A 17,597-nucleotide genomic window follows, 5' to 3' on the forward strand; every position below is an offset into this window, starting at 1 on the left:
CGTTCGCTTGCGCCGATTGGCGATGCCGAGCGCCATTCGCCGCAACCGAGCAGTCCGCCGCGACCCACCGCCTCTTGCGACCGTCCCGCGCGAGGGCGGATGATCGGCACGGCGACGGGGCCGGGGAGGCGCGCGGATGAGCGACGACACGCGGGAGCACAACACGACGCACGACTGGGCGCGGCATGAGGCCGAGTCCCACGACGCCGGGCACGCGCCCGGTGAGCCCCACGACCCGGGCCATGCGCACGACGGCGAGTACCGCCGCCCGCTCCATCTCGCACATCGGCATGCCGTGGCGTGGCTCGAGTCGCTCGACGAGCGGCCTGTGCGCCCCGAGATCGACGCCGACGCCATGCTCGACCGACTGGACCAGGTCCTTCCCGACGAAGGGTGCGACGCGACCGCAGTCGTCGACGAGCTCGTCGCGGCAGCAGAGCCGGGCCTGATGGCGATGGGCTCTCCGCGGTTCTACGGCCTCGTGATCGGCGGCGCGTACCCCGCGGCGCTCGCGGCCGACTGGCTCGTCTCCGCGTGGGATCAGAACACGGGGCCGCGCCAGCCGACGCCGGCGACCTCCGCGCTCGAGGAGACGGCCGGGCACTGGCTCCTCGATCTCCTGAGCCTTCCGCGCGAGAGCGGCGTCGGCTTCGCGACCGGCGCGACCAGCGCCAACCTGGCATGCCTCCTCGCGGCGCGGGACGCCGTCGTCCGCGAGCGCGGCGCCGACCCGGCTCTCGGACTGCAGCAGGCGCCGCCCGTGCGACTGCTCGCGGGGGATGCCGTGCACGCCTCCGTCGTGCTGGCGGGACGGATGGCGGGGCTCGGCGTGCCGCACACGGTCGGCGCTGACGACCAGGGGCGCATCGACGTCGCGGGGCTCGCCCGCGCGCTGCACGAGCACGGCGACCGGCCGGCGATCGTGGTCCTCCAGGCCGGCGATGTGCACTCCGGCGCGTTCGACGACTTCGCCGCGGCGGTCGAGGTCGCGCACCTCGCCGGCGCGTGGGTGCACGTCGACGGCGCGTTCGGGCTGTGGGCGGCCGCGAGTCCGCGCTTCCAGGAGCTCGTCGCGGGTCTCGCCGACGCGGACTCCTGGGCGACCGACGCGCACAAGACCCTGAACGTCCCCTACGACTGCGGCGTCGCGATCGTCCGGGACGAAGCCGCGATGAGGGCGGCGCTCGGTGCGCGCGCGGCTTACCTGCCGTCCGTCGACGGCGTGCCCGACCCCTTCGACCACGTCCCCGAGATGTCGCGTCGCGCGCGCGGAGTGCCGGTGTGGGCCGCGCTGCGCTCTCTGGGACGGCGGGGAGTCGCGGCTCTCGTCGACGGGCTCGCGGATGCCGCGACCGGCCTCGCCGACGGATTCCGCGGCATCGCAGGACTGAGCGTCCTCAACGACGTCGTCTTCACGCAGGTGTGCCTCGCGGCGCCGACCGACGACCAGACGGCGGCGCTGGGGGAGTGGCTCCGCGCGGAGGGCACCGTATGGGCATCGTCGTCGCGATGGCAGGACCGCACCGTGGTGCGGTTCGCGGTCAGCAACCGCGGAACGGATGCCGAGGCGGTACGCCGCACAGTCGACGCCGTCGCACGCGGCGCGACAGCGCTCGGAATCAGCTGACGCCGGCGGCGGCCGCGATCAGCTGACCGACAGCATGCTCAGTTGACCGGTCCGGTCCACTTCTCGCCGGGCCCCTTGCCGATCGGGTCGGGGATGACGGAGGCCTCGCGGAACGCGAGCTGGAGCGAGCGCAGGCCGTCGCGGAGCGATCGCGCGTGCATGTCGCTGATCTCGGGCGCGCCGGCCGTGATGAGCCCCGCGAGGGCGTTGATGAGCTTGCGCGCCTCGTCGAGGTCGGTCTGGTTCGCGGGATCGTCGGCGAGCCCGACCTTGACCGCCGCGGCGCTCATGAGGTGCACCGCGGTCGTCGTGATGACCTCGACAGCCGGCACGTCGGCGATGTCGCGCGTCGCGCCGGCTGCCGCCTGCTCCTGTTCCTCCCAGCGGGCCAGCCGCTCGGCATCCGTCTCGGGAAGGCCCTCGTCGCCTCGAATCGTGTCCACGCCACTCTCTCTGGTAAGCTATGCCGGGCTCCGGAGTGTTCTGCTCCGGACCGAAAGAGGATCACATCCCACCCGCGCTTGCCGCTCCAGGCTACCGGGTCACGCACTCCGCCCCGTCCGCTTGCGGTCGGGGTAGCCCGCGATGCGAAGCGTCGGCGGGAAAGGGTGCACAAGCCGGCGCTCTGGCGTCGTGCGGGTGGCGTGAGTCTCTTCCGCCCACGACGCAGCATCGTGTCGTGGTGGCCGTCATCCGCACGAAGAGGAGTTCCGCACATCAGCGATCCCCGCACCAATGAGCGCATCCGCGTGCCCGAGGTCCGACTCGTCGGTCCGAACGGCGAGCAGGTCGGCGTCGTCCGCATCGAGGTTGCGCAGCGTCTGGCTCAGGAGGCCGATCTCGACCTGGTCGAGGTCGCACCCAACTCGAAGCCTCCCGTCGTCAAGATCATGGACTACGGGAAGTTCAAGTACGAGGCCGCACAGAAGGCCAAGGAAGCCCGTCGCAACCAGGCGAACACGGTCCTCAAGGAGGTCCGCTTCCGTCTGAAGATCGAGGCGCACGACTACCAGACCAAGCTCAAGCGTGCCGAGGGCTTCCTCCAGTCGGGTGACAAGGTCAAGGCCATGATCCTGTTCCGCGGTCGTGAGCAGTCGCGTCCCGAGCAGGGTGTTCGTCTGCTCCGCAAGTTCGCGGAGGACGTCGCCGAGTTCGGCACCGTCGAGTCGAACCCCACGATCGACGGCCGAAACATGGTCATGGTGATCGCACCGCACAAGAACAAGTCCGAGGTGAAGACCGAGCAGAACGCTCAGCGCGCCGCCAACAAGGAGGCGGCTCGCTCCGCCCGCACCGGCGCACCCTCGGTCGAGCCTGAAGCGGCGGAAGCCGCCGAGTAAGGCCCCACAGACCCCCGCTCCGGCGGGACACCGGCTCCCGCCTGGGCGGGATACACAACGAAGGAAGAAAGATGCCGAAGCAGAAGACCCACTCGGGTGCCAAGAAGCGTTTCAAGGTGACCGGCACCGGCAAGCTCAAGAAGCAGCAGGCGAACCTCCGCCACAACTTCGAGGGCAAGCCCACCAAGCGCACGCGCCGCCTGTCCGCGGACAAGATCCTCGCCCCGGGTGACGCAAAGGTCGCCAAGAAGCTCCTCGGCATCTGAGCGCCGACGCAGGAATAGGAATCAGAAGAAATGGCTAGAGTCAAGCGGGCCGTCAACGCCCACAAGAAGCGTCGCGTCATCCTCGAGCGCGCCTCCGGTTACCGTGGTCAGCGTTCGCGCCTGTACCGCAAGGCGAAGGAGCAGGTCACCCACTCGCTCGTCTACGCGTACCGCGACCGTCGCAAGCGCAAGGGCGACTTCCGCCGCCTGTGGATCCAGCGCATCAACGCCGCCGCGCGTCAGAACGGCATCACGTACAACCGCTTCATCCAGGGCCTCGGCCTCGCGGGCGTGCAGGTCGACCGTCGCATCCTCGCCGACCTCGCGGTCAACGAGCCCGCTGTCTTCGCGTCGCTCGTCGCCACGGCCAAGGGCGCTCTCCCCGAGAACGTCAACGCCCCCAAGTCGGCGTAAGCAGCTTCAGCGCTTCGAAAGGGCGTCCTCCTCCGGGAGGACGCCCTTTTCGCGTGTGCGGAGGACGGGATTCGGGATGCCGCGCCCGTATGCTGATGACGTGCTCGAGAACCCGCGTTCGCCGCGCGTGCGCGCCGTCGCGAAGCTCGTGAAGCGCAGCGCGCGCCACGAGACCGGCCTCTTCCTCGCCGAGGGCCCGCAGGCGGCCCGCGAGATCCTGCTCTACCGCCCTGACACGCTCGTCGAGCTCTTCGCGACGCCGACCGCGATGGAGCGCCACGGCGATATCCGCGATGCGGCGCGCGACGCCGGAGTGGAGGTCGTCTTCACGACGGAGGCCGTGCTCGACGCGATGGCCGACACCGTCACGCCGCAGGGCATCGTGGCGGTCGCGCAGCAGTCGCCGACCTCCGTGCGCGACGTGTTCGCGGCATCCCCTCGGCTCGTCGCGATCTGCGAAGAGGTGCGCGACCCCGGCAACCTCGGCACGATCATCCGCGCCGCCGACGCCGCGGGGGCGGATGCCGTCGTCCTGACGGGCCGCACGGTCGATCCCTACAACCCCAAGGTCGTGCGCGCGACGACCGGCTCGCTGTTCCACCTGCCCGTCGCGGTCGGCGTCGACCTCGCGACGACGGTCGAGCGGGCTCACGACGCAGGTCTGCGCGTCATCGCGGCAGATGTCGGGGGAGAGGACTTCCTCGAGCACCGGGCCCTGCTCGCCGAGCCCACCGCGTGGCTCTTCGGCAACGAGGCGCACGGTCTCGAGGACGCCGCCCTCGTGCACGCCGATCTGTCGCTGCGCCTGCCCATCTACGGATCGGCGGAGTCGCTCAATCTCGCGACCGCAGCGAGCGTCTGCCTGTACGAGAGCGCCTTCGCACAGCGCGCCGGCGACCCCGCTTAGCGCGTTCCCGCTCTGTTACAGGACGGTAAAGGTCGCTCACAACCCCTGGCCGTCCCTCATAGGAGCCTCCTAGGGTGCCGTTATGGCGACACTCGACGGCAGCGCCCCGAAGACGTCCAACATCACTGTGCGACGCGGTGACCCGCTCGTGGTCATCTCGGACGTGCAGAAGCACTACGGCGACTTCCAGGCCTTGAAGGACATCGACCTGACGGTCAATCGCGGCGAGGTCGTCGTCGTGATCGGACCCTCCGGCTCCGGCAAATCGACGCTCTGCCGGACGATCAACCGGCTCGAGACCATCACGAGCGGCACGATCGCCATCGACGGCAAGGAGCTGCCGAAGGAGGGCAAAGCGCTCGCCGGGCTCCGTGCCGACGTCGGCATGGTGTTCCAGTCGTTCAATCTCTTCGCGCACCTCACGATCCTCGACAACGTCACTCTCGGTCCGATCAAGGTCCGCAAGATGAAGAGGGCGGATGCCGAGCGGGAGGCCAAGGCGCTGCTCGACCGCGTCGGGGTCGGCCAGCAGGCATCCAAGCTCCCCGCGCAGCTCTCCGGCGGACAGCAGCAGCGCGTGGCCATCGCCCGGGCCCTCGCGATGAACCCGAAGGTCATGCTCTTCGACGAGCCGACGAGCGCGCTCGACCCCGAGATGATCAACGAAGTGCTCGACGTCATGGTGAGCCTGGCCCAGGACGGCATGACGATGATCGTCGTCACCCACGAGATGGGCTTCGCCCGCAAGGCGGCCGACCGCGTGGTCTTCATGGCCGACGGCCAGATCGTCGAGGAGTCCACGCCGGAGCAGTTCTTCACGAACCCGCAGAGCGCTCGCGCCAAGGACTTCCTCTCCAAGCTGCTCACACACTGACGCACCGGACCCTCGCCGCATCCTGCTCGAGAAAGGACACCACCGCACGGCACAGCTGCATCACGGACGGACCCGAACGTCATACGGAACGAAACCATCACATGCGCAACCAGGAGGACAGGACATCACATGAGAACGTCACGGATCATCGCAGGTCTGGGTATCGCCGCCGCGGCGATGCTCGCGCTCACGGCGTGCAACAGCGGCACACCGGGAGGCTCGCCCGAAGGAGGCTCGTCGGGGAGTCCCGAGGAGAGCGGCACATGGTTCACGGTCGCGAAGGACGTGAAGATCGACGGCAGCCCCACCTTCGACGCCATCACGCAGCGCGGCAGCGTCAAGGTCGGCGTCAAGGAGGACCAGCCGGGCCTCGGCTACCTCGACCCCACCACCGGGGACCGCACGGGCTTCGACGTCGACATCGCGCGCTGGATCGCGGCGTCCCTCGGCTACGACGAGGACAAGATCGAGTTCACGGCGATCCCGTCGGCGAACCGCGAGCAGGCGATCGTCAACGGCGACATCGACTACTACGTCGGCACGTACTCGATCACCGACAAGCGCAAGGAGCAGATCTCATTCGCGGGTCCCTACTTCGTCACGGGGCAGGGCCTGCTCGTCGCGGCCGACAACAACGACATCAAGGGACCTGACGACCTCGCCGGCAAGAACGTCTGCTCGGCGACGGGGTCGACCTCGATCCAGCGGATCAAGACCGACTACCCCGACGCCAAGACGACGGAGTTCGACACCTACTCGCAGTGCGTCGAGCAGCTCAAGACGGGGCAGGTCGACGCTGTCACGACCGACGAGGCGATCCTCATCGGCTACGCGGCACAGGACCCCGACAACCTCAAGGTCGTCGGCGACGTCTTCAGCGAGGAGCGCTACGGCGTCGGTCTCGCGAAGGGCGACACGGCGCTGCAGGAGTACATCAACAAGATGTTCACCGACGGCGGCGACATCTGGCAGGCGATCTTCGAGAAGAACCTCGGCTCCGCCGGGGTCTCGGGCGAGCAGCCCGAGGTCGACCCGGTCAGCTGATCCCGCGGGGGCGGCGCCGCACGGCGCCGCCCCTCTTCAGCAGTGAGGAGGATGCCGCGGTGAACCAGATCACCGACTATCCCGACCTGTGGCTCGGGGCCCTGTGGGGCACGCTCGTGCTCTTCTTCGCGGGCGGGGCGATCGCGCTCGTGCTGGGCGTCGTCGTGGGGGCCATGCGGGTCTCGCCGGTTCCGGTCGCCCGCACCGTAGGCGCCGTGTACGTCAACTGGATCCGCAACACGCCGCTCACGCTCGTGATGTTCTTCTTCGCGTTCTGCGTGCCGCTGCTCCTCCCCGGTCGGGCCAACTTCCTCGTCCTGGCGATCTGGGCGCTCGGGATCTACACCGCGACCTACGTCGCCGAGACGATCCGGTCGGGCGTCAACACGGTCCCCGTGGGACAGGCCGAGGCGGCCCGCGCGCTCGGCCTCACGTTCGGCCAGGTGATGTCGCTCATCGTGCTTCCCCAGGCGGCGCGCTCGGTCATCCCGCCGATGATGAGCGTCTTCATCGCGCTCCTCAAGAACACGACGGTCGCGGCCGGCTTCGCGGTCGTCAACCTCGGCAACATCCGCGCCGAGATGAGCGAGAAGGGCGAGAACCAGCTCGTCACGATCCTGTGGGTCATGCTCGCGTTCGTGCTGATGGTGTTCCTCCTCGCCTGGGTGCAGCGCATCCTCGAGCGCAAGTGGAGGATCGCGCGATGAGCTCCGTCCTCTACGACGTCCCCGGGCCGAAGGCCGTCGTCCGCAACCGCATCCTCGGCATCGCGACGATCGTCGTCGTGCTCGGCATCCTCGGCTTCGTGATCTACCGCTTCTGGGTCACCGGGCAGTTCACGGCCGAGAAGTGGTACGCCTTCACCTTCACGCGCGTCTGGGAGCAGTTCGGCCTGGCGACGCTGCGCACGCTCGCGGCGTTCGCCGTCGCCGCCGTCGGCGCGATCGTCCTCGGCTTCGTGCTGGCGATCGGGCGCCTGTCCGATCACGCGTGGGTGCGGGTGCCGATCACCGGCGTCACGGAGGTCTTCCGCGCGATCCCGGTGCTGGTCTTCATGATCCTGCTGTACTACGGGCTTCCCGTCATCGGCATCAAGATGACGTCGTACTGGGCGGTCGTCATCGCGCTCGTCGCCTACAACGGCTCGGTGCTCGCCGAAGTCGTGAGAGCCGGCGTCGAGTCGCTCCCGCGCGGTCAGCGCGAGGCGGGGTTCGCGATCGGCCTCCGCAAGTCGGGCGTGCTGCGCCTCATCCTGCTGCCCCAGGCGATCCGGGCCATGCTGCCCGTGATCATCTCGCAGCTCGTCGTGTGCCTGAAGGACACGGCGCTGGGGTTCATCATCACCTACCCCGAGCTGCTCTACTTCGCCCGCACTCTCGGCTCGAACGCCGTGCTGGGGTCGCCGCTCATCCCGGCAGCCCTCGTCGCAGGAGCCATCTACGTGACCCTCTGCCTCGCGCTGTCGTACACGGCGTACGTCGTCGAGAAGCGCCTGCGGCGCTCGCCGAAGACCGTCGCGGTCGCAGGCGCGGGCATCGGGCCCGGCCTGGGCAACGCGCCCACGACCGACACCGAGCTCATCGCGACCCAGCAGGAGCGCGACCTCGAGCGCGACGCCGGCGGCTCGTAGCCCCGGCGCGCGTCCGCAGCTCGACGTCGCTGCCCCGTATCGCCTCGCCGCGCCTTTGCGCCCGCGACGCAAAGAGAGGTCGACCACGGATCCACACGACGAAGAACGCGAATCCGGCCTGCAGATGCGTGATTGACCTGTCGATCGGGGGGCGGGAGACGGGGCGCGGGGGCGGCATCCACCCGCCGGTAGACTCGACACTCGTGTCTGACGTTCCCGAGATCACCCCCGAGGCGGTGGATGACGCGGTCGCAGCGGCTCTCGCAGCGATCGCCGACGCCACCACGACGGCCGACCTGAAGGCCGCGCGCAGCGCGCACACGGCCGAGGGCTCGCCGCTCGCGAAGCTCAACGCGCGCCTGCGCGATGTCGCCCCCGAGCGCAAGGCCGAGTTCGGCAAGCTCATCGGCCAGGCCCGCGGCCGCGTGAACCAGGCGCTCGCCGCGCGCGAGGACGCGCTCGCCGCGGCCGAGACGGCGGCCCGCCTCGAGGCGGAGCGCGTCGACATCACGGCGCTCGCGCAGCGGGCGCGCGTCGGGGCGCGGCATCCCATCTCCCTCCTTCGCGAGGAGATCGCCGACATCTTCGTGGGCATGGGCTGGGAGATCGCGGAAGGCCCCGAGCTCGAGCACGAGTGGTTCAACTTCGACGCGCTCAACTTCGACGAGGACCACCCCGCGCGCCAGATGCAGGACACGTTCTTCGTCGACCCCGTTGCGCGCCACCTCGTGATGCGCACCCACACGAGCCCCGTGCAGGTGCGCTCGATGCTCGAGCGCGACCTGCCCATCTATGTGCTCTGCCCGGGCCGCGTCTACCGCACCGACGAGTTCGACGCGACGCACTTGCCCGTCTTCACGCAGTTCGAGGGCCTCGTCGTCGACAAGGGCATCACGATGGCCCACCTCAAGGGCACGCTCGACCACGCCGCGCGCGTGCTGTTCGGCCCCGAGGCCAAGACGCGCTTCCGCGCCAACTACTTCCCCTTCACCGAGCCGTCCGCCGAGCTCGACCTCTGGCACCCCACCTTCAAGGGCGGCGCGCGCTGGATCGAGTGGGGCGGCTGCGGCATGGTCAACCCCAACGTCCTGCGCGCCGCGGGCATCGACCCCGAGGAGTACTCGGGCTTCGCCTTCGGCATGGGCATCGAGCGGACCCTCATGTTCCGCTCCGACGTGCAGGACATGCGCGACATGGCCGAGGGCGATGTCCGCTTCAGCGAGCAGTTCGGAATGGTGGTCTGATGCGCGTCCCGCTTTCGTGGCTGCGTGAATACGTCGATGTGCCGGTGGATGCCTCTCCCGAGGACGTCCTCGCGGCGCTCGTGAGCGTCGGGTTCGAGGAGGAGGACGTCCACCGCTTCGAGCTGCAGGGTCCTGTCGTCGTCGGCGAGGTCCTCGAGTTCGTCGAGGAGCCGCAGTCCAACGGCAAGACCATCCGCTGGTGCCAGGTGCGCGTCGCCCCCGACGGCGAGCTCGCCGCCGACGGCGGCCCCGCCGTGCACGGCGTGGTCTGCGGCGCGCGCAACTTCTTCGCGGGCGACAAGGTCGTCGTGACCCTGCCCGGCGCGGTCCTGCCCGGGCCGTTCCCCATCGCGGCGCGCAAGACGTACGGCCATGTGTCCGACGGCATGATCGCCTCGGCGAAGGAACTCGGCCTCGGCCAGGAGCACTCCGGCATCCTGCGCCTCGTCGAGCTCGGCATCGACGCGCCGGTCGGCACCGACGCCATCGCGCTCCTCGGCCTCGACGACGTCGCGGTCGACATCAACGTCACCCCCGACCGCGGCTACGCCATGTCGATCCGCGGGGTCGCCCGCGAGTACTCGCACGCGACCGGTGCCGCGTTCCGCGACCCGGGCCTCCGCTCGGCCGACGAGGTCGGGGCGGGCCACGGCTTCACGATCGCCGTCGACGACGTCGCCCCCATCCGCGGCCGCATCGGGGCCTCCGAGTTCGTCGCACGTGTCGTACGGGACGTGGATGCTTCGCGCCCCACGCCCGCCTGGATGATCACGCGCCTCGCGCTGGCCGGCATCCGCTCGCTCGGCGTGCTCATCGACATCACCAACTACGTCATGCTCGAGCTCGGCCAGCCGATCCACGGCTACGACCTCGACAGGCTCACGGGCGGCATCACGGTGCGCCGCGCGCGCCCGGGCGAGAAGCTCGAGACGCTCGACGGACAGCTGCGCACGCTGCACGTCGAAGACCTCCTCATCACGGATGAGTCCGGTCCGATCGGCCTCGCCGGCGTCATGGGCGGCGGCACGACCGAGATGGGCGGCGCGACGCGCAACGTGCTCATCGAGGCGGCCGTCTTCGACACCGTGTCGATCGCGCGCACCGCCCGCCGCCACAAGCTGCCCTCCGAGGCATCCCGTCGCTTCGAGCGAGGCGTCGACCCCGCCATCCCGTACATCGCGGCGCAGCGCGTCGCCGACCTCATGGTCGAGTACGCCGGCGGCACCCTCGACACGTCGTTCGGCGGAGCGCTCGGCACCGAGCTGACCAGCGAGTCGATCACCCTGCCGCGGGGCTTCGTGGAGGGACTCATCGGCGTCGACTACACGGCCCTGCAGATCGTCGGCGCGCTCGAGCTGATCGGTGCGACCGTGGTCGAGTCCGCAGGCGGGTGGGAGGTCACGCCGCCGACTTGGCGCCCCGACCTCACCGACAAGTGGACGCTCGCCGAGGAGGTCGCCCGCATCGAGGGCTACGACCGCATCCCCTCGGTGCTGCCGCTGCCGCCGTCGGGCCGCGGACTCACCGCCGCGCAGCAGGGTCGCCGCCGCGTGTCGAACGCGCTCGCCGCCGCAGGCTACGTCGAGACGCCCACCTTCGGCTTCACGACCGACGAGCAGAACGACCTCCACGGCTCCGCCTCGGGCGGGCACCTCCCGTCGATCAAGCTCGCGAACCCGCTGGACGGCCAGGCGCCATTCCTGCGGCGCACACTCGTGCCGGGCCTCCTGCAGGTCGCGCACCGCAACCTCTCGCGCGGCTTCACCGACCTGTCGCTCTTCGAGACGGGCAGCGTCTTCCTCCCCGAGCCGGGTGTGCAGTACGGGACCTCGTTCGTGCCGCCGCTCGCGGTCAGGCCGGATGCCGCGACCCTCGCCGAGCTCGACGCATCGATCCCGCCGCAGCACCTGCACGTCGCGGTGCTGCTGACGGGCAGCCTCGTCGCGAAGCAGCCGGGCCAGGCGCCCGTCGCCGCCGAGCTCGCCGACGCCCTCGACGCCGTGCGCGTCATCGCCTCGGCTGCCGGCGTCACGATCGACGTCGCCCAGGGGGAGCGCGCTGCGCTGCACCCGGGGCGCACGGGCGTGCTCTCGGTGGAGGGCACCGAGGTCGGCTACATCGGCGAAGTCCTGCCCGCCGTCGCCGAGGCATCCGATCTTCCCGGTCGCGTCTACGTCGCCGAGCTCGACCTCGACCTCGTCCTCTCGCTCGCGGGCGAGAAGGTCGTCGCGGCGTCGCTGTCGACCTTCCCGGCCGCGACGCAGGACGTGTCGCTCGTGCTGCCCGCCTCCGTGCCGGCCGCCGCCCTGCGCGCGGCTCTCGTCGAGGGCGCGGGCGAGCTGCTCGAATCCGCGCGCCTCGTCGACGACTACCGCGGTCAGGGCGTGCCCGACGGCTCGAAGAGCCTCACCTTCGCGCTGCGCTTCCGCGCGCCCGACCGGACGCTGACGGCCGCCGAGGCGACCGAGGCCAAGCTCGCCGGCGTCGCGCGGGCGTCGGAGCGGTTCGGCGCGGCGCTGCGCGAGTAGTCGCGCCCTGGCTCGCCTGCGTCGCCCGGCCGGGTGAGCCGCCGTCACCCGACCGGCGCCTCAGGGCGTGCTCTCGACCTCGTGAGCCGCGGATCAGCGGAGCGGTGGCAGTGCCACTGTGGGGTCGCCGAGCACGACGAGGCTCTCGCGGTCTCGGGCCGTCAGGGCGTAGTACACGAGGCGCGCCGCAGCATCGGGCTTCTCCGCGTCCATGTCGACGCGCGCGTCGGAGGCCGAGCCGTATAGTCGACCAACGCCGGTGAAGTAGTCGCTGAACGCCAGGCCGATCGTCTCCGGCCGGAAGAGTGCCGGGTAGACGGCGTCGACGAGCTCGAGCACCACGTTCTCGCCGGTGTCGGGCTCGGCCAGCGTCCAATCGAAGGTCGGCTCGATTTTCCCGATGAAAGCCGCGATCGGGGGATCCGCGGACAGCAGGCGCTGCGGAAGCGGAGCGATCGTCGCGCCCAGCGTCCCGACGGCCGAGACGATCCGCGCCGCGGACGAGTCCTCAGGGAGGAGCCCGTCGAAGCGGCTGCCCTGGTCGCATCCCGCCGAGCAGCAGGCGTAGGCGAACCAGATCGCGCCCGAGATCTCGCAGAGCGAAGCGATCGCACCGACGTCGATGTCATCGCCTGATGCGTCGACCGGCACGCCGAGCCGGGCGCGCATCGCGACCGGGTCGCCGACCGGACCGGTGCGACCGTGGCTGACGGTCGCGATGAGCCCCGGCCGGCTCGTCCTGATCGCCTCACCGAGCCTCTCCGCGGTCGCGTCGGCACCCGACATCCGCGTGACTGCGATGTCACCGTCGTGACTCATCGCCTCCAGGAGCGGGTCGACGATCGCGGCCTCCATGGCCAGCGACATCGGATCGTCGGAGGTGTTCCACACAGTGGCCTGGCGTGTGTCGGGCGGATGCTTCGCCCAGTCGTCGAGCAGTCTGTCGACATATCGCTGGAGAGCGGCGTCGTCGAGGGCGAGTCGCCCGACGAAATGTCGACGATTGGCCGCGAACTGCACGGCCCAGGGGATCTCGTCGGGTCCGCCGACGAGAAGCAGATACCGCGGGAGCTGTCCCTCGCGGGTTCCGAAGGGTCCGTTCCCGATCGTGAGGTCCTGCTTCGTGCCGTCTTCGTAGTAGCGGATGAGGCGATCGGGCTGTGTCGCCTTGTCCTTGGGGCCTGGCTTGCGGTATCGGAGCACGGGCGAACCGGGCCGGGCATCCAGCAGCTGCTGGATCGCGGGGGGCGCGTCGGCCGCGCGCGCAAGATCCCGACCGGACATCCCGGCACGGTGGGGGAGCACGATGCCCCAGCCCACATCGGCCGACTTCCAATCGCCGAGATCGGCACGTGGCGCAGGCGCGAGCACCGATTGGCGGGCGAGGAGCTTCTGGCGCTTCGCCCACTCCACCGCTCCTGCGCCGAGGTCGGCGGTCCCCTGGCCGCCCTGCGCGTCCGAGGCGTTGATGAGGACCTCCGCAGGAAGCTCGATCATCGCGGCTCCTCCCGGTGCGCCTGGGCCCTGAGCAAGGCGATCAGCTCGGGGGGCGTGTCCGGCGGGAGGGTGGCGATCAGGCGTTCGAGCTCGGACTGCGCCGAGAGCCGCTCCTGTGCCTGCATCTCATGCGCGACTGTTCGCACGGGCGCCACCGCGGCGGGATCGCGGGCACCCGCCGGAGGAGTCGCGGGCACTTCGATCTGAAAGGTGCCCGGTAGGACGTAGAGCACGGGCACGGCCCACACGCCGTTCGCCCCGGCGTTCGCGCCGTTGCGGTCGCGCAGCTCCATCCGCGGACGGATGAGCGTGTCCGCCCACTGCAGCGGGCGCCGCTGCGTCACCGGCGAGGGGGGAAGGGTCACTGCGCCGAGCACTTCGAGCGCCGCAGGAAACCAGGACGTCGTGAACCGATTGGCGTCAGCCTCCTCGATCTCGCTGCGCATGGCAATCGCGGCGGGAACGCCGCGGTACACGATCGCCTCGGCGTGGGTGAACCCACCCGCCGTCGCGTCGGCTCCGCGGCAGATCGCGAGCGTCACGCACCAGGTCCCGACCTCCGCTGCCATGCGCCCCACCTCGCTTGCATCGAGGATGCCCGAGTCGCTGTCGACGTCGGAGATCGTCGCCACCAGGATGCGCTGCGTCTTGTTCGCGTCGATGTCGCCGTGGGCGAAGAAGTGGAGCAGGTGCGGCTCCGTCGATCGGATCAGCTGCAGCAGCGGGACGGGAGCGTCGGGACCGGGGACCGGCTCGACATGGAGGTCGGGGTCGGACTTCTGCGCTTGACGAGCAGCCGCCAGGATGGGCTCGTCTCCGGAGATCACGGTCAGCCGGATCGCGAGGCCCTTCTTGCGTGCCGCTTCGACGGCGCTGTGGATCGCCGTCCACTGCGGCAAGGCATCCGCCCCGCGTGCCGAGAGCACACAGGTGATGCGCAGCGGCAGCGCGAGGGGTCGCACGGGATCGCGGGCCTCGGCGGTCGTTCCTCTCGGTATCCGTGCGATGGGCGAGAGCGGGTCGAGCGCGAGGAAGGCGTCGATGTACAGCGTCTCCCATGGCAGCGCGTGTGCGGCGTCGTCCTGCACGTGGAGGCGAATGGGCACGCTCGGTGGATCCCTGCGCTCACGGACGCGCTCGATGACGGCCTTGATCGCTTCGTCCTGGCAGAGCCAGGTCGCAAGGCGCGCGCCTTGGTGCTCGATCGGCGTCGGGTCGCCCGCCCTCCCCTTCGTCGAGGGGATGCGGCGCAGTCGCCCGGGCGACCGGGAGATCCCCGGGAAGGGCGCTTCATCGACCTGGCACACCATCCCGGTGATCTGGCGAAGGCCCCGCTGCGGTGGCTCGAGCCGGATCACGACGCCGCTCATCTCTCGCTCCGGAGAAAGTCCTCGAGGATCGCGCTGGCGTCTGCGAGCCCGCGCTTGGCGCCGCTGAAGCGCGCCTCTTCGACATCGGTCAGCCCGCGCATCGAGGAAGACGTCTGGAACCGGGTCAGGTCCGTGTTCCGCTGCTCGAGAAAGCGCTGCGCGGCCGCCCACCACTGCGGTGTCACAGCGTCGACGCCGACCGGTGCGGGATCGAGGACGGCTCGGAGAACAGGCGGCTCCGCGGCAGGCAGAACGCTGCCTTCCGCTCCCACCCAGGTGTTCTGCGTCACGAGCTTGGCCGAGAAGTCGTCCGGCTCGAGGGCCGCCGGCTGGATGAAGACGGTCTGCGCAGGCGAGGGCACGAGCCTCCCGTCGACGGCGCCCGACAGGATCTCGTACACCTTCGAGAGGGATTCACCGCCGGGCTCCGCGGCCGGATCGTGCAGCAGCACAGGGCCGGCACGATTGCTGCCGAGCGAGTCGACGAGCAGGCGCAGCCCGAAGTCGTCCCAAAGGCCCGGCGGTCGGCTGAAACTCGCGAGAGGCGCGCCGAGCCGGGTGAGGAACGATGCGACGTCACCGAACGGCATGAGCGGCGAGCGCTCGATCTTGTGGGAGACCAGTGCGCCGTGGGTGTTGAGCGTCGTCGCGCGCATGATGAAGTGCACGCCGTCGAGAGCCTGCCCGGCGAGAGCATCTGCGGCGAGGTCCAGCACGGAGGCGCTGGAGCGCCCTCGACGGATGATCCGCAGCTCGTGATCGACGCCTGACGCGGCCAGCTCGTCCTCCAGACGGCGCCGACCCTCGGACGTGACCACGACCAGCACCTTCAGGCGCCGTCCGACGCCGCGTACGAGCGCATCCGCGAGCTTCATGATCGCCTTGGCGCCGACACCCGGCGCGTCCGCGAGCACGCCCACGAGGAAGCGGTCGTGCGGAGGCTGCGGCGAGGGAAGGACATCGGGCAGGCGTGCAATGGGACGACCCAGCCGCGTCGTGAGGTCTCGTTCCCAGGGAATCGCACCGAGGAGACCATAGGGCTTCACGAGGTGCAGCCAAGCCTCCCATTGCGGATCGGCCTGGGGCCAGTCCCGACCCCGCGCCGCATCGCGGGGCGCAAGGAGATCGATGACCTCAGGGGGGACCTGCAGACGGCGCGTGCTCGCGCGACCCAGTCCGAATCGCGTGAGTGGCACGTCGACCGAACGCACGACGATCTGTTCGCCATAGCGATTGAGGACGGCGGCGACGGTCACAAGGGCGCCCGCGTGCTTCTGCGTCGTCGTGACGCGGATGACCGGAAGGTTGTACTCCCGCTGGAGGAGATCGGCCATGGGATCGGCCTCACTCCGCGAGCAGCAGGTTCAGCAGTGCCCACGCCGTCGCGGTCGTGATCACATCGCCGTGCCCGCTGATCAGCGCGGTTCCGTTGATCGCGGTGACCTGGGGCGCGGCCTTCGTGAGGTCGTAGAAGTCCGCTTCGGCCGGGGCGCCGGCGGGCTCCTTCATCGTCACAGACGGGCTCGGCGGAATGCGGCGCGGACCGTACCCGCCGAGCGCGGCATAGATGCTGGGTGGCGGATCATCGTCGCCGGCCACGAGGATCTCGCCGATGTCACCCGGCCGGAAGAGCGCGTGGTGGAAGACCTTGCGCAGCGGGAAATCGTGGCGGGTGAAGGTCGTGAGCACCGGCTGCTCGACGCGGTCGAGCGCGGCACGGTAGCCCCCGGGCGCCCCGCCCAGTTCGGCGAGCTCCTCTGCGAAGCACAGATGGTTGACGGCGGGTTGAAGCAGCAGGAGGCTGCGCACGGGCGGCAGCGGGCCGCCGTCGGGGCGGGCGACGGCATTGAGCAGAACGCGCGCGCCGTAGGAGTGACCGACGAGATGGAAGTGCGCGCCGTGCGCCGCAGCCATCGTGCGTCGGAGCAGGTCCCCGACCCCGCGCACGCCCACCTTCCCCGCGCGATCCTTCATCGTCCGGACGGTGAAGAGGCGCAAGACCGCGCGAGGATCGAGGTCCGGTGCGCCGGCGGCCACGGGAGCTCCTGCATCCTCCCGCCCCGCCTCGGCGGCGGCATCCGGATCCTCGTCGGCGGGGACGCGCCGACCCCCTCGCCCGGGCGCGACCTTCCCGGCCGCGTTCGGCTGGGAGTACTCGCGCCATGTGTCGAGCACGTCCTCGACGGTGGTCTCGGTCGCCGCAGTGGGGAGTTCGTCCTCGCCGTCGCCGGCCGCCGACAGCAGGAGTTCGGCGAGTCTCCTGGCGCCCGCAGCGTCGAGCGTGTCGGCTTCGCTGAGCTCGTAGAACTCGGCCAGATCACCGGGTGCGACCGACTCGGCGACGACGGACTGGTCGTCGACCTCCCATTCGTCGAGCACCTCCGCGTCGCCGCCGCCCTGCCCGGCGATGCGCGGCCCCTGCTCCCACGGGAGGACGAGCGACGTCGACGGCCAGAACACTCCGATCACGAGCGGGCGATAGGGCCGCGTGGGCCGGACGCCCGTGCGCGCGTGGATCTCGGCCAGGCGATCGATGAAGCCTTTGTAGTTGGCGAGGGCATCCTTCCAGATGTTGTTCCATCCGTGGGCACAGACGATGACATCGGTGAAGTCATTGCTCTCCAGTCGCTTGACGAGCTCGGCGACCGTCTTCGGCGAAGCGAGCTCTCCGAACTTGTCGAAGCGGATCGCGTAGAACGGCGCTTTCACGTCCGCGAACGATGTGAACCAGAACAGCGGCCCGGGCTCGGGCATGCGCATCACCCCCGTGATCGACGGGCCCCCACCCGTCGCCCCCACATATACCGGTCGGCAGGGTGCCGCACAAGGCCATGCCGTGCGGGACCTCGGCCGTAC

At 70.2% G+C, this 17,597-nt stretch carries 16 protein-coding genes; 11 read left to right on the plus strand and 5 right to left on the minus strand.

Translation table 11 applies throughout. The features are described 5' to 3' along the window. The first annotated feature begins 136 nt into the window (after positions 1 to 136). Positions 137 to 1,627 (plus strand): pyridoxal phosphate-dependent decarboxylase family protein, encoded by a 1,491-nt coding sequence (locus ACH3VR_RS11720; protein ID WP_397556471.1) that lies wholly within the window; start codon positions 137 to 139, stop codon positions 1,625 to 1,627. 38 nt (positions 1,628 to 1,665) lie between these two features. On the opposite strand, the gene ACH3VR_RS11725 is transcribed toward ACH3VR_RS11720, so the two are convergent. After that, positions 1,666 to 2,070, minus strand: a complete 405-nt coding sequence (locus tag ACH3VR_RS11725) for a DUF1844 domain-containing protein (RefSeq protein ID WP_397556472.1) — start codon at positions 2,068 to 2,070, stop codon at positions 1,666 to 1,668. A gap of 273 nt (positions 2,071 to 2,343) precedes the next feature. Here ACH3VR_RS11725 and infC point away from each other — a divergent pair, with 273 nt between their 5' ends. The 10 genes from infC (at position 2,344) to pheT (ending at position 11,874) form a co-directional block, all read left to right on the plus strand. After that, a complete protein-coding gene (infC, locus tag ACH3VR_RS11730) occupies positions 2,344 to 2,967 on the plus strand; it encodes a translation initiation factor IF-3 (protein WP_397556517.1) in 624 nt (207 codons plus the stop codon). Between the two features lie 71 nt (positions 2,968 to 3,038). Further along, positions 3,039 to 3,233 carry a 50S ribosomal protein L35 gene (rpmI, locus tag ACH3VR_RS11735; RefSeq protein WP_121057793.1) on the plus strand — a complete coding sequence of 65 codons (195 nt, stop codon included), beginning with the start codon at positions 3,039 to 3,041 and terminating at the stop codon, positions 3,231 to 3,233. A gap of 30 nt (positions 3,234 to 3,263) precedes the next feature. Then, on the plus strand, positions 3,264 to 3,647 hold the full coding sequence (gene rplT, locus ACH3VR_RS11740) for a 50S ribosomal protein L20 (protein ID WP_345802140.1): 384 nt from the start codon (positions 3,264 to 3,266) through the stop codon (positions 3,645 to 3,647). Positions 3,648 to 3,747: 100 nt separating this feature from the next. Further along, positions 3,748 to 4,554, plus strand: coding sequence for a TrmH family RNA methyltransferase (locus ACH3VR_RS11745; RefSeq protein WP_397556473.1), 807 nt, complete (start codon positions 3,748 to 3,750; stop codon positions 4,552 to 4,554). An 82-nt stretch (positions 4,555 to 4,636) separates the two neighbouring features. Next, positions 4,637 to 5,428, plus strand: a complete 792-nt coding sequence (locus ACH3VR_RS11750; RefSeq protein WP_397556474.1) for an amino acid ABC transporter ATP-binding protein — start codon at positions 4,637 to 4,639, stop codon at positions 5,426 to 5,428. A 129-nt stretch (positions 5,429 to 5,557) separates the two neighbouring features. Next, a complete protein-coding gene (locus tag ACH3VR_RS11755) occupies positions 5,558 to 6,472 on the plus strand; it encodes a glutamate ABC transporter substrate-binding protein (RefSeq protein ID WP_397556475.1) in 915 nt (304 codons plus the stop codon). 59 nt (positions 6,473 to 6,531) lie between these two features. Beyond that, positions 6,532 to 7,179, plus strand: coding sequence for an amino acid ABC transporter permease (locus ACH3VR_RS11760; protein WP_397556476.1), 648 nt, complete (start codon positions 6,532 to 6,534; stop codon positions 7,177 to 7,179). Further along, on the plus strand, positions 7,176 to 8,102 hold the full coding sequence (locus ACH3VR_RS11765) for an amino acid ABC transporter permease (RefSeq protein ID WP_397556477.1): 927 nt from the start codon (positions 7,176 to 7,178) through the stop codon (positions 8,100 to 8,102). Before ACH3VR_RS11760 ends, ACH3VR_RS11765 begins: the two co-directional genes overlap by 4 nt. A gap of 203 nt (positions 8,103 to 8,305) precedes the next feature. Continuing rightward, a complete protein-coding gene (gene pheS / locus ACH3VR_RS11770; protein ID WP_397556478.1) occupies positions 8,306 to 9,346 on the plus strand; it encodes a phenylalanine--tRNA ligase subunit alpha in 1,041 nt (346 codons plus the stop codon). Further along, the gene (pheT, locus tag ACH3VR_RS11775) at positions 9,346 to 11,874 is read left to right on the plus strand and encodes a phenylalanine--tRNA ligase subunit beta (protein WP_397556479.1); all 2,529 of its coding nucleotides are present in this window, start codon (positions 9,346 to 9,348) and stop codon (positions 11,872 to 11,874) included. Before pheS ends, pheT begins: the two co-directional genes overlap by 1 nt. A gap of 93 nt (positions 11,875 to 11,967) precedes the next feature. On the opposite strand, the gene ACH3VR_RS11780 is transcribed toward pheT, so the two are convergent. From ACH3VR_RS11780 to ACH3VR_RS11795, 4 genes are read right to left on the minus strand one after another with little or no spacing between them, the layout of a single operon-like run. After that, a complete protein-coding gene (locus tag ACH3VR_RS11780; RefSeq protein WP_397556480.1) occupies positions 11,968 to 13,371 on the minus strand; it encodes a hypothetical protein in 1,404 nt (467 codons plus the stop codon). After that, a complete protein-coding gene (locus ACH3VR_RS11785; protein ID WP_397556481.1) occupies positions 13,368 to 14,741 on the minus strand; it encodes a CHAT domain-containing protein in 1,374 nt (457 codons plus the stop codon). The genes ACH3VR_RS11780 and ACH3VR_RS11785 overlap by 4 nt, the downstream gene beginning before the upstream one ends. After that, positions 14,738 to 16,075, minus strand: a complete 1,338-nt coding sequence (locus tag ACH3VR_RS11790; RefSeq protein WP_397556482.1) for a hypothetical protein — start codon at positions 16,073 to 16,075, stop codon at positions 14,738 to 14,740. Before ACH3VR_RS11790 ends, ACH3VR_RS11785 begins: the two co-directional genes overlap by 4 nt. A 10-nt stretch (positions 16,076 to 16,085) precedes the next feature. Beyond that, complete coding sequence (locus ACH3VR_RS11795; RefSeq protein ID WP_397556483.1) at positions 16,086 to 17,495, minus strand: alpha/beta fold hydrolase; 1,410 nt, start codon at positions 17,493 to 17,495, stop codon at positions 16,086 to 16,088. Positions 17,496 to 17,597: the final 102 nt, after the last annotated feature.

Source organism: Microbacterium alkaliflavum, assembly GCF_044325405.1.
Lineage (GTDB): Bacteria > Actinomycetota > Actinomycetes > Actinomycetales > Microbacteriaceae > Microbacterium > Microbacterium alkaliflavum.